Below are 22,771 nucleotides of genomic sequence, written 5' to 3' on the forward strand. Positions count from 1 at the left end.
GCGCCTGCGCCCGCGCTGGCCCGGCCCGCCGGCCCGCGCCTGCGCCCGCGCCGGCCCGCCCTCCCGCGGTCGGGCCCGTCCAAGCTGTGTCCCGTCCCGCTCCCGCTTGCTCGCAGCCGTGCTGGGGTCGGTAACTCCTCCTCTTTGCCGCGTGGCGCCGTATCCGCTCGGGTCCCGACCCCTGCCTCGGCACGGGGCAGGAGTTCCCGACGGCGCGGCCCCGCGACCGGGCGCATCGGCGAGTCCTCCTCCCTGTCCCGCCTGGCGCAGTCCGTCGGCCCGGCGCGTCGGCAACTCCTCTTCCGTGCCGCGCACCACGCCAGCGCAGGCCGCCCAGCCCGCCCGCGCGCACAGGTGAGGAGTTCCCGACCCGGCGCGTGAGTGCTCCTCCGTCCGAACGCGCAGGCCCGCGGCCCGGCGCGTCGGCGACTCCTCCTCCCGCGCGGCGCAGCCCGGTGGCCCGTCCCGGTCGGCAACTCCTCCTCCGTGCCGCGCGCCACGCCAGCACAGGCCGCCCAGCCCCGCCCGCGCGCACAGGTGAGGAGTTGCCGACCCGGAGCGCAGCCGACGCGACCGCGGGAATGTTCCACCGCGCCCCGCCGTTCCCCCAACTGCATACAACCGCATGAACAACAGCTAAGGTGGTCCGCATGCAGTTCGGAATCTTCTCCGTCGGAGACATCACGCCAGACCCCACCACGGGCCGCACGCCCACCGAGCACGAGCGCCTGCTCGCGATGGTCGCGATCGCCAAGAAGGCCGAAGAGGTCGGCCTCGACGTCTACGCCGCCGGCGAGCACCACAACCCGCCCTTCGTCAACTCGAGCCCCACGACGCTGCTCGCCTACATCGCGGCGCAGACCGAGCGGATCATCCTCAGCACCGCGACGACGCTCATCACGACGAACGACCCGGTCAAGATCGCCGAGGACTTCGCGCTGCTCCAGCACCTCGCCGGCGGTCGCGTCGACCTGACGCTGGGTCGCGGCAACACGGGCCCCGTCTACCCCTGGTTCGGCAAGGACATCCGCCAGGGCATCAACCTCGCCATCGAGAACTACGCGCTGCTTCACCGCCTGTGGCGCGAGGACGTCGTCGACTGGAAGGGCCATTTCCGCACACCGCTGCAGAGCTTCACGTCGACGCCGCGCCCGCTCGACGGCGTGCCGCCCTTCGTCTGGCACGGGTCGATCCGCAGCCCCGAGATCGCCGAGCAGGCCGCGTACTACGGCGACGGGTTCTTCGCCAACCACATCTTCTGGCCGGCCTCGCACACGAAGCAGATGGTCGAGCTCTACCGTTCGCGCTACGAGCACCACGGTCACGGTCGTGCCGACCAGGCGATCGTCGGCCTGGGCGGCCAGGTCTTCCTGGCCAAGAACTCGCAGGACGCCGTCCGCGCCTTCCGTCCGTACTTCGACGAGGCGCCGGTCTACGGCCACGGTCCGAGCCTCGAGGACTTCACGAGTCAGACCCCCCTCACGGTCGGCAGCCCGCAGGAGGTCATCGACAAGACACTCGGCTTCCGCGACTACGTGGGCGACTATCAGCGCCAGCTGTTCCTGATCGACCACGCGGGGCTGCCCCTGCAGACGGTGCTCGATCAGCTGGACATCCTCGGCGAGGAGGTCGTCCCGGTGCTGCGGCGCGAGTTCGCGACGAACCGCCCTGAGCACGTGCCCGACGCGCCGACCCACGCCGCCCGGCTGGCACGTGCCGACGGGTCGGTCGACGTCGCGGCGGCTCCGGCCGTCGCCACCCGCTGAGCCGAGGAGGCGCACCATGGCATCCAAGAGCATCGTCGTCGTCTCCGCGGGGCTGGGTCAGCCCTCCTCCACGCGCCTCCTCGCCGACCGTCTGGCCGAGGCCACGGCGCGCAGCCTGCTCGGGTCGGGCGTCCCGGCCGAGTTCGAGGTCGTCGAACTCCGCGATCTCGCGCACGAGATCACCGACGCCCTGCTGACGGGGTTCGCTCCGGAGGCGCTGGCCGGCGTGCTCGATCGGGTCACCCGCGCAGACGGCCTGATCGCCGTCACGCCCGTCTTCACCGCCTCGTACAGCGGTCTGTTCAAGTCGTTCTTCGACGTGATGGACAAGGAGGCGCTGGCCGGCACCCCGGTCCTCCTCGGCGCCACCGCGGGGACTGCCCGGCACTCACTGGTGCTCGACCACGCCCTCCGCCCCCTGTTCTCGTACCTCCGGTCGGTCGTCAGCCCGACCTCGGTCTTCGCGGCGTCCGAGGACTGGGGCGCCGGCGACGAGACGACGACGGGTCTGCCCGAGCGCGTGACCCGTGCCGCCGACGAGTTCGCCGACCTCGTCTCACGCCACTCGACGACCCGTGACGATCCGTTCGCCGACCTGGTGCCCTTCGAGCAGCAGCTGCGTCGGCTGGCCGGCGACGATCCGGCCTGATCGGGCGGTGGCGGTGGCGGCTGCGGCTGCGGGCGGCGGCGGCCGCGCCCGTCGCCGTCGGTGGCCGGTGGCATGATCGACGGGTGTTCATCGTCCTCCACCGTCTGCCCGACGGCCGTGTCGAGCTGACGCCCGTCGACCGCCCGGCGCCCGGGGCCGCGCCGGTCGCGGGGAAGTCCGTCGTGGTGGCCGAGGGCGAGCTGGCGATGGCAGTGGCCACGCGCGAGGTGGAGGCGTCGCCCCGCTGGGTGTGGGACGACACCCGACGGTGGTACCCGCGCCTCCTCGGCCTCGGAGTCCGTGTCGCCCGCTGCATCGATCTGCGCCTCTGCCATGCGATCCTGCGGCGATCGGCGGCCACAGTCGGCAGCGAGCTGCACGGGGCGGCCCGCGGGCCGTACGACACCGCTCAGGCCGAACTGGGGCACTCCGACGGGCTCTTCGACGTGGTGCCCGAGTCGCTGCCCGATCCGGTGGCCGAGTTCGTGCGGCAGCGCCGGGCCGTCGAGTCGAGCGCCGCTCGCGACGGGCTCGAGCTGCTGACGACGGCCGAGTCGACGGGGGCCCTCGTGGCCTGCGAGATGCAGCACCGGGGCATCCCGTGGTCCGCGGTCGTCCACGATCGGCTGCTGACCGAGGCGCTCGGGTCGAGGCCTCCCCGTGGCGGTGACCGCCCGACGCTGATGAGCGCCGACGTGGTCGAGATCCGAGCGGCCCTCGATGCGCCCGACCTGAACCCCGACTCGCCGGCCGATCTGCTCAAGGCGCTGCAGCGGGCCGGGCTGTCGGTGGCGTCGACGAGCAAGTGGGAGGTCTCGCGGTTCGAGCACCCCGTCGTCGAGCCGCTGCTGCGGTACAAACGCCGCCAGCGCCTCCTCGTCGCGAACGGCTGGTCGTGGGTCGACTCCTGGGTGCGGCAGGGCAGGTTCCGGCCCGACTACGTGCCCGGCGGCGTCGTGACCGGGCGGTGGGCGACGAGCGGCGGAGGCGCGCTGCAGCTGCCCAAGGCGGTCCGCGCCGCCGTCGTGGCCGACCCGGGCTGGAAGCTCGTCGTGGCCGACGCCTCGCAGCTCGAGCCGCGCATCCTCACGGGGCTGTCGCGCGACGCCGCCATGGCCGCGGCCGGCGACGGCGATCTGTACGAGGGCATCGTCTCGAGCGGGGCGGTGGCGTCGCGCGCCGAGGCCAAGGTGGCGATGCTGGGCGCCATGTACGGGGCGACGCAGGGCGAGAGCGGTCGTCTGGTCCCGCGTCTGGCGAAGAGGTTCCCCCGAGCGATGGAGTACGTCGAGGCCGCCGCCCGCACGGGCGAGTCGGGGGGCGTCGTCAGCACCCTGCTCGGGCGCAGCTCGCCGCGGCCGGGCGACGATGTCGCCGCAGACCTCCCTCCGGAGATGGACCGGGGCCCGGTGGGTCGTGACGCCCGGGCCTGGGGTCGCTTCACGCGCAACTTCGTGGTGCAGGGCACCGCGGCCGAGTGGGCGCTCTGCTGGATGGGTGCCACGCGCGCCGAGCTGCACTCGCGGTTCGCGGGGCTCGGCGACGGGGCGCCGCACCTGGTGTTCTTCCTCCACGACGAGATCGTCGTCCATTCGCCGTCCGAGGTCGCCGACGAGGTCGTGGGGATCGTCGAGCGGAGCGCCGCCGCCGCCGGTCGGCTGCTCTTCGGGCAGGCGCCCGTGCGGTTCCCGGTGACGATCGCGGTCGTCGACGACTACTCGCAGGCCAAGTAGGGGCGCCAGGGCGAACTGGCAGGAGTTACACAGTTGTGATCCCGTGCATCCGTCTGCGATGATTCAGCGAGCGGACCAGTCCGCCCACACAATCTCATACAGCACGAGAAGCCACCGTTTCACTCGTTCACCAGGTCGATGGGGAAGTCGCACCTAACCGAATGGAGTAATCGTGGCTGCTGCAATGACTCGGGGAGTGCTCTACGTGCACTCGTCCCCTCGTGCACTGTGCCCACACGTCGAGTGGGCGGTCGGTCGTGCCCTCGGGCACGCCGTCAACTTCGCGTGGGTCGACCAGCCCGTGCTCGGCGGTTCGCAGCGCACGGAGTTCTCGTGGCAGGGCGACGACGGTGCCGGTGCCCGCATCGCCTCGGCCCTCCGCGGCTGGGAGCATCTCCGCTACGAGGTGACCGAAGACCCCGATTCGCAGCACGACGGCGGCCGGTGGATGCACACGCCCGATCTCGGCATCTTCTTCGCCCAGACCGACACCGCGGGCAACACCGTCATCCCGGAAGACCGCGTCCGCTACGCGATGGAGGTCGCCGGATCGAACGCCCTCGAGCTGCACCGCGAGCTCCGTCTCGCCCTCGGTCAGGCGTGGGACGACGAACTCGAGCCGTTCCGCTACAGCGGCGAGGGCAACCCCGTCGTCTGGCTGCACAAGGTCGGCTGAGCCGAGCGCGCGGCGGTCGGTGCGGTCGCGGCGGACGAAGGAGGCGCGGGTCGTGATCGTCACGACCCGCGCCTCCTTCGATGGTTCAGACCGAACGGAACCCGATGACGGCGTTGTGGCCGCCGAAGCCGAACGAGTTGCTCAGCGCGACGATCTCGCCGTCGGGCAGCGCACGGGGCTCGCCGACCACGACGTCCATGTCGATCTCGTCGTCCATCTGGGTGACGTTGATCGTCGGGGGAGCGAGGCGCTCGTGCAGGGCCTTCACGGTGAAGAGGGCCTCGATGCCGCCGGCGCCGCCGAGCAGGTGCCCGGTGGCCGCCTTCGTCGCCGAGACGATCAGCTTCGGGGTGTGCTCGCCGAAGACGCGCTTGATGGCGTGGTACTCGGCGATGTCGCCCACCGGGGTGCTCGTCGCGTGCGCGTTGACGTGCACGACCTGGTCGCGGTCGACGCCGGCGTTCTCGAGGGTGCTGATGACGGCTCGGGCGGCCCCGTTGCCTTCGGGGTCGGGCGCGGTGATGTGGTACGAGTCGCTGGTGACGGCGCCGCCGATCAGCTCGGCGTAGATGCGGGCGCCGCGGGCGAGCGCGTGCTCCTCCGTCTCGAGGACGAGCGCCGCGCCTCCTTCGGCGAGGACGAAGCCGTCACGGGTCACGTCGTACGGCCGGGAGGCGGTGGCCGGGTCGTCGTTGCGCTTCGAGAGCGCCTGCATGGCGGCGAACGATGCGAGGGGCATCGGGTGGATGGCAGCCTCGGAACCGCCGGCGATGGCGATGTCGGCGAGACCGGACTGGAGGTGCTCGTAGGCCATCGCGATGGACTCGGTGCTGGAGGCGCAGGCCGAGACGACCGTGCGGGCGCCGGCCCGGGCTCCGAGCGTCATCGAGATCGCGGCGGCGGGGCCGTTCGGCATGAGCATGGGGACGGTCATCGGGAGGACGCGGCGGGGCCCCTTCTCGCGGAGGGTGTCCCAGCCGTCGAGGAGGGTCCAGACGCCGCCGATGCCGGTGGCCCAGTCGACGATGAACCGCTCGGGGACGACCTCGGGCGAACCGGCGTCGGCCCAGGCCTCGCGCGCCGCGGTGAGGGCGAACTGGCTGGAGGGGTCGAGGCGCTTGGTCTCGCGACGGTCGAGCACGTCGGCGGACGGCACGCGGGCCTGCCCGGCGAAGGTGACGGGCAGCTCGTACTTGGCGACCCACTCCTGCTCGAGGGTGGTGATGCCCGACTGGCCGGCCAGCAGGTTCTGCCAGCTCTCGGTGGCGGTGCCGCCGAGGGGGGTGGTGGCACCGAGGCCGGTGACGACGATCTTCTTGGTCATGACTGTTCTCCTGAAGGGACTGCCCGGGACGGGCGTGCGGCCTGCCTGACGGGCGGTCCCGTCGACGTGGGCGCCCGGTCGGTCCCGGGAGGGAACGACCGGGCCGCTGACGTCTAGTCCTGTGCCTTGGTGATGAAGGTGACGGCGTCGCCGACGGTCTTGAGGTTCTTGACCTCTTCGTCGGGGATCTTGACGTCGAACTTCTCTTCGGCGTTGACGACGATGGTCATCATCGAGATCGAGTCGATGTCGAGGTCGTCGGTGAACGACTTGCCCATCTCGACCGTGTCGGTCGCGATGCCGGTCTCGTCGTTGATGAGCTCGGCCAGGCCGGCGAGGACTTCTTCGGTGGACAGTGCCATGGTGTTGTTCTCCTTGTGGGGTGTCGGTTGACCGGGGTAAAGCCTATACAGGCGGAAAGCGGGGGGAGGCGCGGCGCGCTACGGGAGCACGACGACCTGGGCGCCGAAGACGAGGCCCGCGCCGAAGCCGATCTGCAGGGCGAGACCGCCGCTGAGCTCGGGGTGCTCGTCGAGGAGGCGGTGGGTCGCCAGCGGGATGCTCGCGGCCGACGTGTTGCCCATCGTCGCGATGTCTCGGCCGATGACGACCGACTCGGGCAGACCGAGCTGCTTCGCGAACTCGTCGATGATGCGCATGTTCGCCTGGTGGGGCACGAACGCGGCCAGCTGGTCGGAGGTCACGCCGGCGCGCTCGAGGGCGAGCTTCGCGACCTTGACCATCTCCCAGACGGCCCAGCGGAACACGGTCTGGCCCTCCTGGCGCAGGGTGGGCCACGGCACGTCACCGTTGCCCTCGCGGTACTCGACCATCGTGTTCGTCATGCCGATGGCGTCCCACTTGGAGCCGTCGGAGCCCCAGACGGTCGGGCCGATCCCGGCCGACTCGGCGGGGCCGACGATCGCCGCGCCCGCGCCGTCGGCGAGGAGGAACGAGATCGTGCGGTCGGTCGGGTCGATGACGTCGCTGAGCTTCTCGGCGCCGACCACGAGCACGTACTCGGCGAGACCCGACTTCACGAACGAGTCGGCCTGCGCGATGCCGTAGGTGTAGCCGGCGCATGCGGCGGAGATGTCGTAGGCCGCCGCGGGGTTGGCCCCGACGCGCTCGGCGAGCAGCGACGCCACCGACGGGGTGGCCACGCCGCCGCCGATGGTGGAGACGAGGACGGCGCCGATCTGGTCGGGGCGGATGCCCGACTTCTCGATCGCCTCCTTCGCGGCGGTCTCGGCGAGGTCGACGACCTTGACGTCCTTGCCGGCCCGCCGGCGGGTGACGACGCCGGTGCGCTGCTGGATCCACTCGTCGGACGAGTTGATCGGCTCGACGATGTCGGCGTTCGGCACGACGTTCTCGCCGCGGGCGGCGCCGATGGCGTAGATGCGGGTGAACTGCGCGCCGGTGTTCTGGCTGAGCTGGGGGGTGGTCATGCTGCTCCCTCGATGAGGTCGACGGCGGCCTGGAGGTCGTCGGGTGTCGTGATGGCGACGGAGGGGACGCCCCTCAGCGCGCGCTTGGCGAGTCCGGTCAGGGCGCCGGCGGGTGCCAGCTCGATCAGGCCCGTGATTCCGGCGGCGGAGAACGACTCCATCGTGGCGTCCCAGCGGACGGGCGACGACACCTGACCGACCATGAGGTCCACGAATCGTGCGCCCTCGGTGACGACGCTGCCGTCGTGGTTCGTCCAGAGCGTCAGATCGGGGTCGGCCGTGGTCACGGCGGAGGCGGCGGTGCGGAGTCGCTCGACCGCGGGCTGCATGTGACGGGTGTGGAAGGCGCCGGCGACCTGCAGGGGGATGACGCGCGCCTTGGCGGGCGGCTGCTCGGCTAGGGCAGCGAGGGCGGTGAGCTCGCCGGCGACGACGATCTGACCGCCGCCGTTGTAGTTGGCCGGCTCGAGTCCGAGCTCGTCGAGGCGGGCGAGCAGTTCGGCCTGGTCTCCGCCGAGGACGGCGCTCATGCCGGTCTCGGCCTGCGTGGCGGCTTCGGCCATGGCCCGGCCCCGTTCGGCGACGAGGGCGACGGCGTCGGTGTCGGTGAGGACCCCCGAGACCGCGGCGGCGGTGAACTCGCCGACGGAGTGCCCGGCGACACCGGCCACGCGTGCGCGGTCGACGCGGTCGAAGAGGGCGCGGGCCGTGAGGATGCCCGCGGCGACGATGAGGGGCTGCGCCACCGCGGTGTCGCGGATGGTGTCGGCGTCGGAGGTCGTGCCGTGGGCGACGAGGTCGACGTCGGCGGCGGCCGACAGGCTGCCGAGCAGCTCGGCGAGCTGCGGGTCGGCGAGCCACGGTTCGAGGAATCCGGGTTTCTGGGAGCCCTGGCCGGGCGCAACGACAACGATCACTGATCCATCATGCCGCCCCGAGGGGCCTCGCAGGTGTAGCAACTCGACCAAAGATCGGGGCGGGGCTTGTCGCTTCTCGCCAGGACGACTGCCGAGGAGGCGCGGGTCGGCCTCAGCGACGCCGCCCCGCCTGCCCGTCGTGGTCGGCTATCGACCCCAGGATGAGCGCCGATTGCAGGATGAGCGCCTCACGGGCGCCGGTGGCGTCCCAGCCGATGACGTCGGAGACCCGCTTGAGGCGGTATCGGACGGTGTTCGGGTGCACGAAGAGCTCGCGAGCGGTCGCCTCGAGTGACCGCCCGTTGTCGAGGTAGCACCAGAGCGTGGTCAGGAGCTCGGTCGAATGGTTCTTCAGCGGCTTGTACACGCGGTTGACGAGTGTCGAGCGGGCGACGGGGTCGCCGGCGAGGGCGCGTTCGGGCAGGAGGTCGTCGGCGAGTGCGGGGCGGGGGGCGTTCCGCCAGGACCGGGCCACCGAGAAGCCGGCCAACGCGGTCTTGGCGCTCTTCGAGGCGTCGACGAGGCTGGGCACCTCGTGTCCGAGCACGAGGTGACCGTCGCCGAAGCCGGGCTCGAGGGCCTTCGCGATGTCGGTGAACGAGGGTCGGCTGGTGGAGGTCGGGGTGCCGTTCTCGTCGAGGGTCTCTTCGGCTCGGCCGATCACCAGCACGAGTCGTCGACCCTGGACGCCGATGAGCACGTCGGCGGCCAGGTGGCGCGCCGTGCGGCGGAGCATGTCGACGTCGAGCATCCGCGGCGTCGTCCCGACGAGGACGGACACCTCGCCGTGCCCGTGCCACCCGAGCGCGGCGATGCGGCTGGGCAGCTCGTCGTCGTACTCGCCGCTGAGGATGGAGTCGACGACCAGCGCCTCGAGACGGGCGTCCCAGAGACCGCGCGCCTCGGCGGCACGCGCGTAGACGTCGGCCGAGGCGAAGGCGATCTCGCGCGAGTAGAGCAGGATGGCCTCGCGCAGCGAGTCGTCGCCGTCTTTCACCCGTTCTTCGACGACCTCGACGGTGACGCGGATGAGCTGCAGCGTCTGCTGGAGGCTGATCGAGCGAAGCAGCTCGCGGGGCGCGGCCCCGAAGACGTCCGCCGCGATCCACGGGGTGGATCGAGGGTCGTCGAACCAGCTGATGAACGACGTGATGCCCGCCTGGGCGACGAGACCCACGGCCGAGCGCCGCCCCGGGGGCATGTCGCCGTACCAGGGCAGCGTCTCTTCCAGTCGCTTGATGGTCTTGGTCGAGAGTTCGCCCGAGACCGTCCGCAGCCACGCGAGCGTGCGCTCTTTCGTGGCTGCGGACGGCTCCATGGGCGAGCTCGGAACCCGCTCGGCGCTCACGGGGCCGGTCAGCTCTCCCCGCCGGCGTTGCCGCTGGTGCCGGCGGTCACGTCGTTCAGCCGATACTTGTCGATGGCCTGCTGGACGACGCCCGGCTCGACGTCGCCACGGCGGGCCAGGGCCTGCAGTGTGCGGACGACGACCGAGGGGCCGTCGATCTTGAAGAACCGACGGGCTGCGGCCCGGGTGTCGGAGAAGCCGAAGCCGTCGGCGCCCAGCGTGAGGTAGTCGCCGGGGACGTACTCTCGGATCTGGTCGGGCACGGCGGCCATGAAGTCGCTGGTCGCGATGAACGGACCCTCGGCTCCCTGCAGCTTCTCGGTGACGTACGGCGTGCGCTGCTCGGCCTCCGGGTTGAGGAAGTTGTGCTCTTCGGCGGCGAGGCCGTCGCGTCGCAGTTCGTTCCAGGAGGTGACGCTCCACACGTCGGCGGCGACGTTCCAGTCGTCGGCGAGCAGACGCTGGGCTTCGAGCACCCACGGCACACCGACGCCCGAGGCGAGCAGCTGGGCGCGGGGGCCCAGGTTCTCGGCGCCCTTGAGCTTGTAGATGCCGCGGACGATGCCGTCCACGTCGACGTCGTCGGGCTCGACCGGCTGCTGCATCGGCTCGTTGTAGACGGTCACGTAGTACATGACGTTCGGGTCGGCGTGCGTCGGGGCGCCGTTCTCGTCGGTGCCGTACATGCGGTCCATGCCCGACTTGACGATGTGACCGAGCTCGTAGCCGAAGGCGGGGTCGTACGAGACGACCGCCGGGTTCGTCGAGGCGAGCAGCAGCGAGTGGCCGTCGGCGTGCTGCAGGCCCTCGCCGGTGAGCGTCGTGCGACCGGCCGTGGCGCCGATGATGAACCCGCGGGCCATCTGGTCGCCGGCCGCCCACATGGCGTCTCCGGTCCGCTGGAAGCCGAACATCGAGTAGAAGACGTAGACCGGGATGAGCGGCTCGCCCTGCGTCGAGTACGACGTGCCGACGGCGGTGAACGCCGCGAACGCGCCGGCCTCGTTGATGCCGACGTGCAGGAGCTGACCCTGGGGGCTCTCCTTGTACGCCAGCAGCAGCTCGCGGTCGACCGAGGTGTAGTGCTGCCCGTTGGGGTTGTAGATCTTGGACGTCGGGAAGTAGGCGTCCATGCCGAACGTGCGGGCCTCGTCCGGGATGATCGGCACGATGCGGTGGCCGAAGTCCTTCGAGCGCAGCAGGTCTTTCAGCAGTCGCGCGAAGGCCATCGTGGTGGCGACCTCTTGCTTGCCGGAGCCCTTCTTGACGACGTCGTACGACGTCGACTCGGGGACGGAGATCTGCGTGTACTTCGAGCGACGCTCGGGCACGTAGCCGCCGAGGGCGCGCCGACGCTCGTGGAGGTACTGGATCGCCTCGTCGTCGTTGCCGGGGTGGTAGTACGGCGGCAGATACGGGTTCTCGTCGAGCTGCGAGTCGGAGATCGGGATGCGCATCTCGTCACGGAACTGCTTGAGGTTGTCGAGCGTCAGCTTCTTCATCTGGTGGGTCGCGTTGCGGCCCTCGAACGACGGCCCGAGACCGTAGCCCTTGACGGTCTTCGCCAGGATGACGGTCGGCTGGCCCTTGTGCTCGGCGGCGGCCTTGAACGCGGCGTAGACCTTGCGGTAGTCGTGCCCGCCGCGCTTGAGGTTCCAGACCTGGTCGTCGGTGAAGTCCTTGATGAGCTCGAGGGCGCGGGGGTCGCGACCGAAGAAGTTCTCGCGGACGTAGGCGCCGCTCTCGGCCTTGTAGGTCTGGAAGTCGCCGTCGGGCGTCGTGTTCATGAGGTTGAGCAGCGCGCCCTCGGTGTCGCGGGCGAGCAGGTCGTCCCATTCGCGACCCCAGACGACCTTGATGACGTTCCAGCCAGCACCGCGGAAGAAGCTCTCGAGCTCCTGGATGATCTTGCCGTTGCCGCGCACCGGGCCGTCGAGTCGCTGCAGGTTGCAGTTGATGACGAAGTTCAGGTTGTCGAGACCCTCGTTGGCTGCGACCTGCAGCTGACCGCGGCTCTCGACCTCGTCCATCTCGCCGTCGCCGAGGAACGCCCAGACCTGCTGGTCGGAGGCGTCTTTTATGCCGCGGTTGGTGAGGTACTTCGCGACCTGCGCCTGGTAGATCGCGTTGATCGGGCCGAGACCCATCGACACGGTCGGGAACTGCCAGAACGACGGCATGAGACGCGGGTGCGGGTACGAGCTCAGCCCGCCCGACGCGTGCGACTTCTCTTGGCGGAACCCGTCGAGCTGGTCCGTGCCGAGACGGCCCTCGAGGTAGGCGCGGGCGTACATGCCGGGGGAGGCGTGGCCCTGGAAGAAGATCTGGTCTCCGCCACCGGAGTGGTCCTGGCCGCGGAAGAAGTGGTTGTAGCCGACCTCGTAGAGGGCGGCGGACGAGGCGTAGGTCGAGATGTGACCGCCGACCGAGACACCGGGGCGCTGGGCGCGGTGCACGGTGATCGCGGCGTTCCAGCGGATCCACCGGCGGTAACGGCGCTCGAGCTCTTCGTCGCCGGGGAACTCGGGCTCGTCTTCGGTGGCGATGGTGTTGACGTAGTCCGTCTTGGGGACCATCGGCACGCCGAGGTGGAGTTCGCTCGACCGGCTCAGCAGGCTCTTCATGATCTCGCGAGCCCGTTCGTGCCCCTGGGCCGCCACGAGGGAGTCGAGCGACTCCCGCCATTCGGCGGTCTCTTCGGGATCGCGATCGGTCGTGTCGACCGTGTACGGGTCCTGGTCGTTTACCGTCACCCTTGACCTCAATCAATCTCGTGGTGTTGATAGCACCGTGTGTGGGTCGCACCGTATGTGGTGGACAGACGAGTGTCAGGTCGTCCGCGCCCGGGTTCCGAACACGTTGCCACCTGACTCGCCAGAGTCTAGTGACCCCGACTGACACCGACCCTGCCCGAGAGAGTCTCCGCACGCGCTGAGAGCGGTCCTTGCGCTCGCCCGCGTGCGGCGTAGGATCACTGATCGTGTTTGTCGCCGGCCGCCCGGGCCGACGCGGAAGGATCGCACCATGGCACTGGAGAACGACATCCAGGCTCCCGACTTCGATTTGCCGAACCAGTTCGGCGAGCACGTCAGGCTGTCGGACTACCGAGGTGTGAAGCCCGTCGCGCTCGTGTTCTTCCCCCTCGCGTTCTCGAGCACCTGCACGAAGGAGCTGTGCACGCTCCGCGACAACCTGGCGATGTTCCAGGACCACCGCGTCGAGCTGCTCGTCGTCTCCGTCGACTCGAAGGCGACGCTCCGGGCCTTCGCCGACGAGAAGGGCTACGACTTCACGCTGCTCGCCGACTTCTGGCCGCACGGCGAGGTCTCGAAGGAGTACGGCGTGTTCCTCGAGCACAAGGGCTTCGCCACGCGGGCCACGTTCCTGATCGACGTCGACGGCATCATCCGCGAGCACTTCGTCACCGAACCCGGTCAGGAGCGCTCGATCGACGACTACCGCGCCTCCCTCGACACCCTGGTGCCGGCCACCGTCTGACGGGACACCGCCCAGGAGGCGCGACTCGCGCCTCCTCAGCCGCTAACCTGATACGACCCGCCCGGCCAGACCGGCGCAGGGGCCTTTAGCTCAGTTGGTAGAGCGCCACGTTTACACCGTGGATGTCATCGGTTCGAGCCCGGTAGGGCCCACCGGAGTAGTTGCCGGTCAGAGGCAAGTCTTTCCGAGAGCAATGCCTCGTATGCCGTTGCACAAGCATTCTCGTGTCGGTGTGGTGTTGGTGAAGGACGACCCACTTTCCTACGTCGTGGACGCCAATCGCATCTTGCTTGAGAGGACCCTCGCTCAGATCGTGGGTCTGGCTCCGGGCTTCCGCTGGTCAGTTCGGCTGAATGAGCTGCGGGCCGTGTCCCGGAGAGACAGAGCTCTGCAAGACCAGCGCTGCTGCTCCGATCGCGGCTGAGTCTCTCGGGTTGGTGGCCAACTCGACTCGGACGTCGTGCGATTGCCGAGCGAATGCGCTCTCCGTGAGACGTTCTCGGACGGCCCGGGCGTACACGGAACCCGCGACCGCGATGCTCGGACCGGAGAGCACGAGCCGGTCGACGTCGAGGACGTTGACGAACGACACGACGGCGGCGGCGAGATAGCGCGCGGACGTGGCGATCAAGCTCTCGGCGACTGGGTGCCCGCCCACAGCAGCGCGAGCCAGACGGTCGAAGTCTTGGGCAACGGTGTGATCCTCGAAGGCGAGCCCGAGGCCGGTCAAGCGTCCTGACTGCTCACGGGCTTGAAGCAGGACGGCGGCGGGCGCCGCATAACGTTCCACGCATCCTCGGTTGCCGCAGAAGCAAGGCTCGCCATCGAGGTCGACGGACGTGTGCCCGAGCTCGCCAGCGTTCGAGCTCGCACCGCGGTACAGGGCCCCGTCGATGATGATGCCGGCGCCGAGGCCCGTGCCCATGTAGATGCCGGCGAAGGTCTCGGTGCGAGGGACACGACGCGTCCAGAACTCGCCCACGGCCGCGGCCGCGGCGTCGTTGTCGATCAGGACGGGGACGTCCAGGCGTTCCGAGAGCCTGTCGCGGAGCGAGAAGCCCTCCCACCTGCGGAGCGTCGGCGAGCGGAGGATGGCGCCGTGGTCGGCCGACAGCGGGCCGGGGGCGACCACGGCGACACCAGCGATCGACGCCCGTGAGATGCCAGCGGCGTCGACGAAGGCGTCGAACTGCGCCACGAGGCGATCGGTCACCTCGTCCGGCGAATCGAGCGACGCACCGTCCACGAGCTGCCGAGCGACGATCCCCCCTCCCGCACCCGTCGCCACGAAGGTCATCGACTCGAAACCGAGCTGGACGCCCACCGCGTAGAGGGCCCCGGGATTGATCTCGACGAGGGTCCGAGGCTTGCCGCCGCCCGAGGCCACCCGACCGCTCTCTCGCACGATGCCCTCGACGAGCAGCTTGCGGACGATGTTGGAGATGCTGGGCTGGGTAAGACCGGTCGTCTCGGTTAGCTCGACCCTGCTGATGGGGCCGGACGAGCGGATGACATCGACGACGAGTGCCCTGCTGCCCGGACCGGACGCGGAGGACTCGGGTCTGGCCACGTCGTCCTCCGCACCTCGGGCGAGCCCTGGTGTGTTGCTGGCCCGCGTCGGTGACACGATAGCGGTCACGAGAGAGCGCACGGCACCATGATCGGGGCCGAGGAGGACGAGGCGATGAGAGACGCGACCCTGACCGAGAGCGACCGCCCGTCGCGCCTCCCGCGGCCGATCGGCCTGACCCTGGTGCGTCCCAGCGAGATCTACGGGGCCGAGCCGTACTTCCACGAGCTCACCGCCGGCCTCGACCGTGTCGTGCGGCCGCGCGGGCATGCGGTCTTGCTCCGGGTCCTTCCCGACCGTGAGGCCGAACTCGACCTGTGCCGCCGGTGGTCGGCCGGGGGCGTCGTGGACGCCGTGGTGCTCGTCGACCTGGGCGTGGACGACCCGCGGGTGTCACTGGTATCCGAGCTCGACCTGCCCGCGATCTCGGTGTCGTCGCCCGCCATCTCGAGCGGGCTCCCCGCCGTCTGGACGAACGACGACGTCGCCGTCGAGGAGGCGGTAGATGCGCTAGCACTCTTGCACCACGTCCATCTCGCCCACGTGAGCGGTCCGCTGCGCCTCGCTCATTCCGTCGCCCGCCGGGACACCTTCATCGCGGTCTGCGAGGAGCGGGGCCTGACTGCGTCGACGATGACGGGGGACTACTCATTCGAGTCGGGTGAACGCGCCCTGTCGGCGCTCCTCGACGCGCAGGCCTGCCTTGACGACCCGACCATCGTGGGCGCCCTTGCTATTCCGACCGCGGTCGTCTTCGACAATGACCTCATGGCGCTCGGTGGACTCGCAGAGGCGCAACGCCGAGGTCTCAGCGTGCCTGGTGACCTCTCGATCGTCGCGTGGGACGACTCGGCCCAGTGCCAGCTCTCCGAGCCGCCGCTCTCCGCCCTCAGCCACGACGTCCAGCGCATCGGCGAGATGGTGGGCGAGACAGTGCTGGCAGTTCTCGACGGCCAGAGACCGCCCACCCTCGAGGCGCCTCCCATCGTCTTCGTGCCCCGGGCGACGACCGGCCCGCCCGCGCGCTGACGTCCCCGAGAGCGGACGCTCCTTGCCCGCCTTGTCCGCTTCGGCCACAGCAAAGTGCATAAATTAATAATCAAAGTCTTGACACGGCATGATGCCGCGGGCGAAGCTGAGGCACCCGACCAGCTCGCACCCGCCGAGACCTGCCGGACAGAACGGCCGAGGCACCTCGCCGGCACCCACGAACGAAGGAGTTCGCACGCATGAAGAAGACAGCACTCATGGGCATGGCGATGGTCTCGCTCACCGCGATCAGCCTCAGCGGCTGCTCGTCGGCGTCCAACGACGACGGCGACCCCTCGGGCGAGATCACCGTGCTCACCAACCGCACCGACCTCGTCGACACGACCTTCGCCGACTACGCGAAGACGTTCGAGGACAAGTACCCGGGCACGAGCGTGAAGTTCGAGGCGCTGACCGACTACGAAGGCGACGTCAAGATCCGCCTGAACTCGAAGGACTACGGCGACGCGCTGCTCATCCCCAGCTCGAACGTCACGAAGGACCAGTACTCGAGCTTCTTCGAGCCACTCGGCACGGTCGACGAGATGAGCGAGAAGTACCGCTTCGTCGACGCAGGCGCCTACGACGGTCAGGTCTACGGCATCTCGACCTTCGGCTCGGCCATGGGCATGGTCGTCAACAAGAAGGTCTGGGCCGACGCAGGCGTCACCGAGGCCCCGACCACGCAGGAGGAGTACCTCACCGACCTGCAGGCCATCCGCGACAAGACCGATGCCGACCCGTACTACACGAACTACGCCGACGGCTGGCCGCTGGCGACCCTCGAGGGCAACCTCGGCGCCACCCAGGGGCCCGAGGTCCGCATGGAGATGGCCGAGGACGACGCCCCTTGGACCGAGGGCACAGACCAGTACAAGATCGACGACCTGCTCTTCCAGACCGTCGAGGCCGGCCTCAGCGAGGCCGACCCGACCACGACCAACTGGGAGGAGTCCAAGAACCTCCTCGCCCAGGGCAAGATCGGCTCGATGGTCCTCGGCTCCTGGGCCGTCAGCCAGATGCAGGACGCCGCCGAGGCTGCCGGCGCCTCGCGCGACGACATCGGCTTCTGGCCGATGCCCTGGCAGGTCGACGGCCAGTTCACCTCGGTGACGGCCAGCGACAAGGTGCTCGGCGTCAGCAAGAACAGCGACAACAAGGCGACCGCGAAGGCCTGGGTCGACTGGTTCACGAACGAGTCCGGCTACGCCGAGAGCCAGGGAGCCATCAGCCCCGTCAAGAGCGACCCCGAGCCCGACACCCTCTCGGACTTCACCGCCCTCGACGTCCAGTACCTCGAGCTGGCTCCGGACCCGGTCGGCAAGGAGGCGCTGCTCACCGACATCGCCAACGAGGCGGAGATCGACATCTTCGGCAACACCTACCGTCAGAAGCTGATCGACACCGCCCGCGGCGCCGCCGACGGCGACGAGGACTCGTTCTTCTCCGACCTCAACGACCGCTGGACCGCAGCGCAGGAGAAGGTCTCCGAATGACCCAGCTCGCCTCGCCTCCCGAGGTCGCGGCGACCGTCACCGACGACGGCCGGCGCCGGGGCACCCGCCCCGGCGCCGGCCCGGCCGGGCGCGTGGGCCGGCGCGGCCTCCGCGTCACCCCGTGGCTCTTCCTCGTCGTGCCGCTGGCGTTCCTCGTCGTCCTGACCTACGTGCCGGTCGCGAACCTGCTCTGGTACAGCGTCACCGACTGGGACGGCCTGTCGCCGGTCAAGGAGTTCGTCGGCCCCGAGAACTTCGTCGAGATCTTCACCCGGCCCGAGATCTTCCAGGTCTTCTTCGTCAGCCTCTTCTACCTGGCCGGCGCCATCGCCCAGCTCGTCCTGGCCCTGTACTTCGCGACCCTCCTCAGCTTCAAGACCCGCTTCTCGAACCTGTTCAAGGGGATCATCTTCTTCCCGTACCTCATCAACGGGGTCGCGATCGGCCTCGTCTTCCTCTACTTCTTCCGCCCCGGCGGCACCCTCGACGCCCTCGCCGCCCTGGTCGGGGTCGAGAACACCCCGCAGTGGCTCGGCGACCCCGGCGTCGTCAACACCTCGCTCGCCGCCACGAGCGTCTGGCGCTACATGGGCCTGAACTTCGTGCTCTTCCTGGGCGCGATCCAGTCGGTCCCGTCCGAGCAGTACGAAGCGGCCGACCTCGACGGCGCGACGTCGTGGCATAAGTTCCTCTACATCATCGTGCCCAGCATCCGACGCATCCTCGGCCTGTCATTCATCCTCGCGATCGCGGGCGCCCTCTCGGCGTTCGAGATGCCGTACATCATGACCGGAGGCGCCAACGGGTCGGAGACGTTCGTCATCCAGACCGTCGACACCGCGTTCCGCTTCTCGAAGGTGGGCCTCGCCTCTGCCATGGCCGTGGTCCTGCTCGTCATCGTGCTCGTCATCACCGCGGTGCAGCGGCTGCTGTTCCCCGACGAGAAGAAGGAGGAGGCCTCGTGACCACCGAGTCGCTCACCCGCTCGCGCGCGCTCGCCCGCACCGGGACGACCGTCAAGTACGTCAGCCTCGTGCTCGCGTGCCTCGCGGCCCTCGTCCCGCTCGTCACCATCGTCATGCTCGCGTTCAAGACGGACGAGGAGTACCGGACCACGACCCCGCTCACCCCGCCCGGCAACTGGCTCAACCTCGACAACTTCGTCACCGCCTTCACCCAGGGCGGCATGCTGATGGGCTTCGTCAACACGGGGATAATCCTCGTCGTGTCCGTCGTCGGGACCATCCTGATCGGCACGATGGCCGCCTACGCCATCGACCGGTTCCGCTTCCGCGGCCGGAAGCTCGTGCTCGGGGGGTTCCTGCTCGCGACCCTCGTGCCGTCGGTCACGACGCAGGTCGCGACCTTCCAGGTGATCAGCGCCCTCGACCTCTTCAACACTCGGGGCGCGGCGATCCTCATCTTCATGGGGACCGACATCGTCGCGATCTACATCTTCCTGCAGTTCATGCAGTCGATCCCCGTCTCGCTCGACGAGGCCGCGATGCTCGACGGCGCGAGCCGCTTCACCGTCTACTGGCGGATCGTCCTGCCGCTGCTCAAGCCGGCCATCGCGACAGTGGTCATCATCAAGGGCATCGCCGTCTACAACGAGTTCTACATCCCGTTCCTCTACATGCCCTCGCAGGACCTCGGCGTCATCTCGACCTCCCTGTTCCGCTTCATGGGCCCCTTCGGCGCGCAGTGGGAGGTCATCGCGGCCGGGACCTTGCTCGTGATCGTCCCCACCCTCATCGCCTTCCTCTTCCTCCAGCGATACATCTACAACGGCCTCACGGCAGGAGCCACCAAGTGACCACCACCCTCCCCACCACCGCGACCGAGACCCGCCGCCCGTTGCACGACGGCTGGTCCGTCCGCTCGACCCGCGGCCCGGTGCCCGCCGACATCGCCGCGGCGACCGTCCCCGCGACGGTGCCCGGCCTCGTCCACACCGACCTCCTCGCCGCCGGCCTCATCCCCGACCCCTACCTCGACCGGAACGAGCAGAAGGTCACCTGGATCGGCGAGAGCGACTGGGAATACCGCACCACGTTCGCGTGGAGCCCCGACGGCCACGACCGCCACGACCTCGTCTTCGAGGGCCTCGACACCGTCGCAACGGTCACCCTCAACGGCACCGAGCTGGCACGCACCGTCAACCAGCACCGCGCCTACCGCCTCCCGGCCGACGGGGTGCTCGTCGACGGCGACAACGACCTCGTCGTCCACTTCGCCTCGCCCGTCGCCTACGCCGACCAGGCCAGCCTCGACATCGGCTACCGGCCGCACACCTACTTCCACCCCTTCAACGCCATCCGCAAGGCGGCCTGCAACTTCGGCTGGGACTGGGGCCTCGACGCCGCCTCCTCGGGCATCCACAAGCCCGTCATCCTGCACTCCTGGTCGGGCGCCCGCGTCGACAGCGTCCGCCCCGTCGTGACGACCGACGGAGGCGCGGGCCACGTCCGTGCCCACGTCACGATCGAGAGGGCGGCCGGGTCCGACGCCGCGGTGACCGTCTCCGGCTCCGTGACGAGCCCCGGCGGAGCCGAGGCAGCCACGGCCAGCGTCGACGTCTCCCCGGGCGCGACCGAGGCCGTCGTCGACCTCGACGTCGCCGACGTCGCGCTCTGGTGGCCCCGCGGCCACGGCGACGCCGTCCTCTACGACCTCGCCGTCGACCTCGGCGTCGACGACCAGCCCGCAGCCGCCTGGTCGACCCGCATCGGCTTCCGCACGGTCGTCGTCGAACTCGAGCCCGACCCAGAGGGCACCAGCTTCCGGGTCGTCGTCAACGGCCAGCCGGTCTGGACCAGGGGCGCGAACTGGATCCCCGACGACGCCTTCGTCACCCGCGTCACCCGCGACCGCGTCGCCGCCCGCCTCGACCAGGCCGAGTTCGCGAACATGAACCTGCTGCGCGTCTGGGGCGGCGGCTACTACGAGTCCGACGACTTCTACGAGCTGTGCGACGAACGCGGCATCATGACCTGGCAGGACTTCCTCTTCGCCTGCGCCTCCTACGCCGAGGAGGAGCCGCTCCGCGGCGAGGTCGAGGCCGAGGTCCGCGACAACGTGACGCGCCTCATGTCCCACCCGAGCCTCGTGCTCTGGAACGGCAACAACGAGAACATCTGGGGCTTCGAGGAGTGGGGCTGGGAGAAGCGCCTCCAGGGCCGCACCTGGGGCCTGGGCTACTACCTCGACCTGCTGCCGCGCCTCGTCGCCGAGCTCGACCCCGAGCGGTCCTACACGCCCGGCAGCCCCTGGTCGGGCGACCCCGAACGACCGGCGAACGAGATCGAGCACGGCTCGGTACACCTCTGGGAGCTGTGGAACCGCGTCGACTACCCGCACTACCGCGACACCGTGCCCCGTTTCGTCGCCGAGTTCGGCTGGCAGGGCCCCGCGACCTGGTCCACGATCCAGCAGTCGATCTCCGACTCGCCCCTGACGCCCGAGTCGCCCGGCATGATCTGGCACCAGAAGGCGACCGACGGCAACGACAAGCTGACCGACGGCCTCGTCGCGCACCTCCCGCTGCCCGACGACACCGAGGACTGGCACTGGGCGATGTCGCTGAACCAGGCCCACGCCGTCGCCTTCGCCATCGAGCACTGGCGGTCGTGGAGCCCCACCACGATGGGGTCGATCGTCTGGCAGCTGAACGACTGCTGGCCCGTCACCTCGTGGGCCGCCGTCGACGGCTACGGACGCGCCAAGCCGCTGCTCTACGCCCTCAAGCACGTCTACGCCGACCGCCTCGTCACGATCCAGCCGCGCGGCGACGACCTCGTCGCCGCCGTCTCGAACGACTCGCTCGAGGCGTGGGAGGCGCAGGTCGTCCTCGAGAGGCTCTCCTACGACGGCGAGGTGCTCGCCTCCGCGACGGTCGACCTGGCGCTCGACGCCCGCACCACCAGCACGGTCGCGATCCCCGCCGCGGTCACCGCCTTCGGCGATCCGGCCCGCGAGCTGGTCGTCGCCACGGTCGGTGCCGAGCGGGGGCTGTGGTTCCCGGTCGAGCAGCGCGACTCGGCCCTGACCGCCGCCGAGCTGACGACGACCGTCACCGCGGTCCACGGCGGCTACGACGTCGTGGTGACCAGCGCCTCCTTGGCTCGCGACGTGACGCTGCTCGTCGACAAGGTCGACGTGCACGCCGTCGTCGACGACATGATGGTCACCCTGCTGCCCGGGGAGTCCGTGACGTTCCGCGTGAGCAGCGATGCCGACCTCACCCCCGAGCAGCTGACCTCGGCGAGCGTGCTCCGCACGTCGAACCAGCTCGTCGTCGACTGGGCCTGACGATGTCAAGGATCGCCCTGGCCGTCGACCTGGGCGGCACCAAAATCGAGGCTGCCCTCGTCGACGACGACGGCCGGATCGTCGGGGGCAGCCGGGTGCGCGCCGCCACGGGCGCGGCGGCCTCACGGGCAGAGCTGCGGGGTGCCGTCGGCACCGTGGTCGACGGTGCCCTGGCCGCCCTCCCGGCCGGCGGCGAGCTGCGGGGAGCCGGCATCGGGTCGGCCGGTCCCGTCGACCTCGTCGCGGGCACGGTGAGTCCGAAGAACCTGCCTGTGCTCGCCGGGTTCGACCTGCGCCGAGAAGTCGAGGAGCGCCTCCCGGCCCTGCCGGTCCGGCTGCGCCTGGACGGCACCTGCATCGCTCTCGCCGAGCACTGGCTCGGAGCGACGGCCGGGCTCGCGAACACGATGTCGATGGTGGTCTCGACGGGGGTCGGCGGTGGGCTGATCGTCGGCGGCGCCCTGGTGTCGGGCAGGACGGGGAACGCCGGACACATCGGCCAGATCCACGTTGCGGGTTTCGGGGGAGATGCAGGGGTCGTCGAAACGACCACTCTCGAGGCTGTCGCGTCCGGGACGAGCGCCGTGTCCTGGGCCCGGAGCAACGGCTGGGCCGGGACCTCGGGGGAGGACCTCGCCCTGTCGTGCGCCGACGGGGATCCGACCGCCCTGGCGGCCGTCCGCCGATCCGCCGCCGCCGTCGGCCAGGCGATCGCCAGCACGACCACGCTGCTCGACCTGGACGCCGTCGCCATCGGCGGCGGCTTCGCCGGCGTCGTGCCCGACTACGTCGACCTGGTGCGCCAGGAGGCCCGTCGAGCCACCGTGCTCGCCTACGCCGTCGAGGTGCTCATCGTCCCGGCAGCTCTCAGATCCGCCGCTCCCTTGCTGGGAGCCGGCGCACTCGTCCACCGCCCCGACATGGTCGACCCGAACCGGGTCGACACGCGGCGGCTGGTCAGCACGACCTGACACCAGGCCGCCCGACCGGGGCGCCCTGATCA

Annotated in this window: 18 protein-coding genes and 1 tRNA gene; 12 read left to right on the forward strand and 7 right to left on the reverse strand. The window is 70.0% G+C overall.

Features of this window, described 5'->3' with window-relative positions; translation table 11 throughout:
- Positions 1–650 precede the first annotated feature (650 nt).
- The 4 genes from SOM13_RS13140 to SOM13_RS13155 all read left to right on the forward strand — a co-directional run bounded on the left by SOM13_RS13140 (position 651) and on the right by SOM13_RS13155 (position 4,824).
- On the forward strand, positions 651–1,766 hold the full coding sequence (locus tag SOM13_RS13140; RefSeq protein WP_192057913.1) for an LLM class flavin-dependent oxidoreductase: 1,116 nt from the start codon (positions 651–653) through the stop codon (positions 1,764–1,766).
- A gap of 16 nt (positions 1,767–1,782) precedes the next feature.
- Complete coding sequence (locus SOM13_RS13145) at positions 1,783–2,415, forward strand: FMN reductase (RefSeq protein ID WP_320479964.1); 633 nt, start codon at positions 1,783–1,785, stop codon at positions 2,413–2,415.
- 83 nt (positions 2,416–2,498) lie between these two features.
- Positions 2,499–4,148 (forward strand): bifunctional 3'-5' exonuclease/DNA polymerase, encoded by a 1,650-nt coding sequence (locus SOM13_RS13150; protein ID WP_320479965.1) that lies wholly within the window; start codon positions 2,499–2,501, stop codon positions 4,146–4,148.
- A 184-nt stretch (positions 4,149–4,332) separates the two neighbouring features.
- Positions 4,333–4,824 (forward strand): DUF3145 domain-containing protein, encoded by a 492-nt coding sequence (locus SOM13_RS13155; protein WP_192059171.1) that lies wholly within the window; start codon positions 4,333–4,335, stop codon positions 4,822–4,824.
- A gap of 85 nt (positions 4,825–4,909) precedes the next feature.
- Here SOM13_RS13155 and SOM13_RS13160 read toward each other — a convergent pair whose 3' ends face one another.
- The 6 genes from SOM13_RS13160 to aceE form a co-directional block, all read right to left on the reverse strand.
- Complete coding sequence (locus SOM13_RS13160; RefSeq protein ID WP_320479966.1) at positions 4,910–6,148, reverse strand: beta-ketoacyl-[acyl-carrier-protein] synthase family protein; 1,239 nt, start codon at positions 6,146–6,148, stop codon at positions 4,910–4,912.
- A 113-nt stretch (positions 6,149–6,261) separates the two neighbouring features.
- The gene (locus SOM13_RS13165) at positions 6,262–6,510 is read right to left on the reverse strand and encodes an acyl carrier protein (RefSeq protein WP_055797067.1); all 249 of its coding nucleotides are present in this window, start codon (positions 6,508–6,510) and stop codon (positions 6,262–6,264) included.
- Positions 6,511–6,588: 78 nt separating this feature from the next.
- Positions 6,589–7,599: a beta-ketoacyl-ACP synthase III gene (locus tag SOM13_RS13170; RefSeq protein ID WP_192057905.1), complete on the reverse strand. Its 1,011-nt coding sequence runs from the start codon at positions 7,597–7,599 to the stop codon at positions 6,589–6,591.
- On the reverse strand, positions 7,596–8,516 hold the full coding sequence (locus SOM13_RS13175; protein WP_320479967.1) for an ACP S-malonyltransferase: 921 nt from the start codon (positions 8,514–8,516) through the stop codon (positions 7,596–7,598). The genes SOM13_RS13170 and SOM13_RS13175 overlap by 4 nt, the downstream gene beginning before the upstream one ends.
- A gap of 112 nt (positions 8,517–8,628) precedes the next feature.
- On the reverse strand, positions 8,629–9,834 hold the full coding sequence (locus tag SOM13_RS13180) for a PucR family transcriptional regulator (protein ID WP_192057901.1): 1,206 nt from the start codon (positions 9,832–9,834) through the stop codon (positions 8,629–8,631).
- Positions 9,835–9,872: 38 nt separating this feature from the next.
- Positions 9,873–12,617, reverse strand: a complete 2,745-nt coding sequence (aceE, locus tag SOM13_RS13185) for a pyruvate dehydrogenase (acetyl-transferring), homodimeric type (RefSeq protein ID WP_320479968.1) — start codon at positions 12,615–12,617, stop codon at positions 9,873–9,875.
- A 271-nt stretch (positions 12,618–12,888) separates the two neighbouring features.
- Here aceE and SOM13_RS13190 point away from each other — a divergent pair, with 271 nt between their 5' ends.
- Both SOM13_RS13190 and SOM13_RS13195 read left to right on the forward strand, forming a co-directional pair.
- A complete protein-coding gene (locus tag SOM13_RS13190; protein ID WP_192057889.1) occupies positions 12,889–13,362 on the forward strand; it encodes a peroxiredoxin in 474 nt (157 codons plus the stop codon).
- Positions 13,363–13,441: 79 nt separating this feature from the next.
- Positions 13,442–13,514 (forward strand) — tRNA-Val (locus tag SOM13_RS13195).
- 188 nt (positions 13,515–13,702) lie between these two features.
- On the opposite strand, the gene SOM13_RS13200 is transcribed toward SOM13_RS13195, so the two are convergent.
- Positions 13,703–14,932 (reverse strand): ROK family protein, encoded by a 1,230-nt coding sequence (locus SOM13_RS13200; RefSeq protein ID WP_320477113.1) that lies wholly within the window; start codon positions 14,930–14,932, stop codon positions 13,703–13,705.
- 114 nt (positions 14,933–15,046) lie between these two features.
- Here SOM13_RS13200 and SOM13_RS13205 point away from each other — a divergent pair, with 114 nt between their 5' ends.
- The 6 genes from SOM13_RS13205 (at position 15,047) to SOM13_RS13230 (ending at position 22,739) form a co-directional block, all read left to right on the forward strand.
- Entirely contained in the window at positions 15,047–15,961 is a 915-nt protein-coding gene (locus tag SOM13_RS13205; protein ID WP_320479969.1) for a substrate-binding domain-containing protein, read from the forward strand.
- Positions 15,962–16,161: 200 nt separating this feature from the next.
- Positions 16,162–17,457 (forward strand): ABC transporter substrate-binding protein, encoded by a 1,296-nt coding sequence (locus SOM13_RS13210; RefSeq protein WP_320479970.1) that lies wholly within the window; start codon positions 16,162–16,164, stop codon positions 17,455–17,457.
- Entirely contained in the window at positions 17,454–18,422 is a 969-nt protein-coding gene (locus SOM13_RS13215; protein ID WP_320479971.1) for a sugar ABC transporter permease, read from the forward strand. The genes SOM13_RS13210 and SOM13_RS13215 overlap by 4 nt, the downstream gene beginning before the upstream one ends.
- Positions 18,419–19,273 carry a carbohydrate ABC transporter permease gene (locus SOM13_RS13220; protein ID WP_320479972.1) on the forward strand — a complete coding sequence of 285 codons (855 nt, stop codon included), beginning with the start codon at positions 18,419–18,421 and terminating at the stop codon, positions 19,271–19,273. The genes SOM13_RS13215 and SOM13_RS13220 overlap by 4 nt, the downstream gene beginning before the upstream one ends.
- A complete protein-coding gene (locus SOM13_RS13225; protein WP_320479973.1) occupies positions 19,270–21,768 on the forward strand; it encodes a beta-mannosidase in 2,499 nt (832 codons plus the stop codon). Before SOM13_RS13220 ends, SOM13_RS13225 begins: the two co-directional genes overlap by 4 nt.
- Before the next feature lie 2 nt (positions 21,769–21,770).
- The gene (locus SOM13_RS13230) at positions 21,771–22,739 is read left to right on the forward strand and encodes an ROK family protein (RefSeq protein WP_320479974.1); all 969 of its coding nucleotides are present in this window, start codon (positions 21,771–21,773) and stop codon (positions 22,737–22,739) included.
- The last annotated feature ends 32 nt before the right edge of the window (positions 22,740–22,771 follow it).

It is taken from the genome of Frigoribacterium sp. CFBP9030, assembly GCF_034045195.1.
Taxonomy (GTDB): Bacteria; Actinomycetota; Actinomycetes; order Actinomycetales; family Microbacteriaceae; genus Frigoribacterium.

Coding starts and splice junctions, on each gene's coding strand:
- SOM13_RS13140 (WP_192057913.1), top strand. CDS start 651: ATGCAGTTCGGAATCTTCTCCGTCGGAGACATCACGCCAGACCCCACC.
- SOM13_RS13145 (WP_320479964.1), top strand. CDS start 1,783: ATGGCATCCAAGAGCATCGTCGTCGTCTCCGCGGGGCTGGGTCAGCCC.
- SOM13_RS13155 (WP_192059171.1), top strand. CDS start 4,333: ATGACTCGGGGAGTGCTCTACGTGCACTCGTCCCCTCGTGCACTGTGC.
- SOM13_RS13160 (WP_320479966.1), bottom strand. CDS start 6,148: ATGACCAAGAAGATCGTCGTCACCGGCCTCGGTGCCACCACCCCCCTC.
- SOM13_RS13165 (WP_055797067.1), bottom strand. CDS start 6,510: ATGGCACTGTCCACCGAAGAAGTCCTCGCCGGCCTGGCCGAGCTCATC.
- SOM13_RS13170 (WP_192057905.1), bottom strand. CDS start 7,599: ATGACCACCCCCCAGCTCAGCCAGAACACCGGCGCGCAGTTCACCCGC.
- SOM13_RS13180 (WP_192057901.1), bottom strand. CDS start 9,834: ATGGAGCCGTCCGCAGCCACGAAAGAGCGCACGCTCGCGTGGCTGCGG.
- SOM13_RS13190 (WP_192057889.1), top strand. CDS start 12,889: ATGGCACTGGAGAACGACATCCAGGCTCCCGACTTCGATTTGCCGAAC.
- SOM13_RS13205 (WP_320479969.1), top strand. CDS start 15,047: ATGAGAGACGCGACCCTGACCGAGAGCGACCGCCCGTCGCGCCTCCCG.
- SOM13_RS13210 (WP_320479970.1), top strand. CDS start 16,162: ATGAAGAAGACAGCACTCATGGGCATGGCGATGGTCTCGCTCACCGCG.
- SOM13_RS13215 (WP_320479971.1), top strand. CDS start 17,454: ATGACCCAGCTCGCCTCGCCTCCCGAGGTCGCGGCGACCGTCACCGAC.
- SOM13_RS13230 (WP_320479974.1), top strand. CDS start 21,771: ATGTCAAGGATCGCCCTGGCCGTCGACCTGGGCGGCACCAAAATCGAG.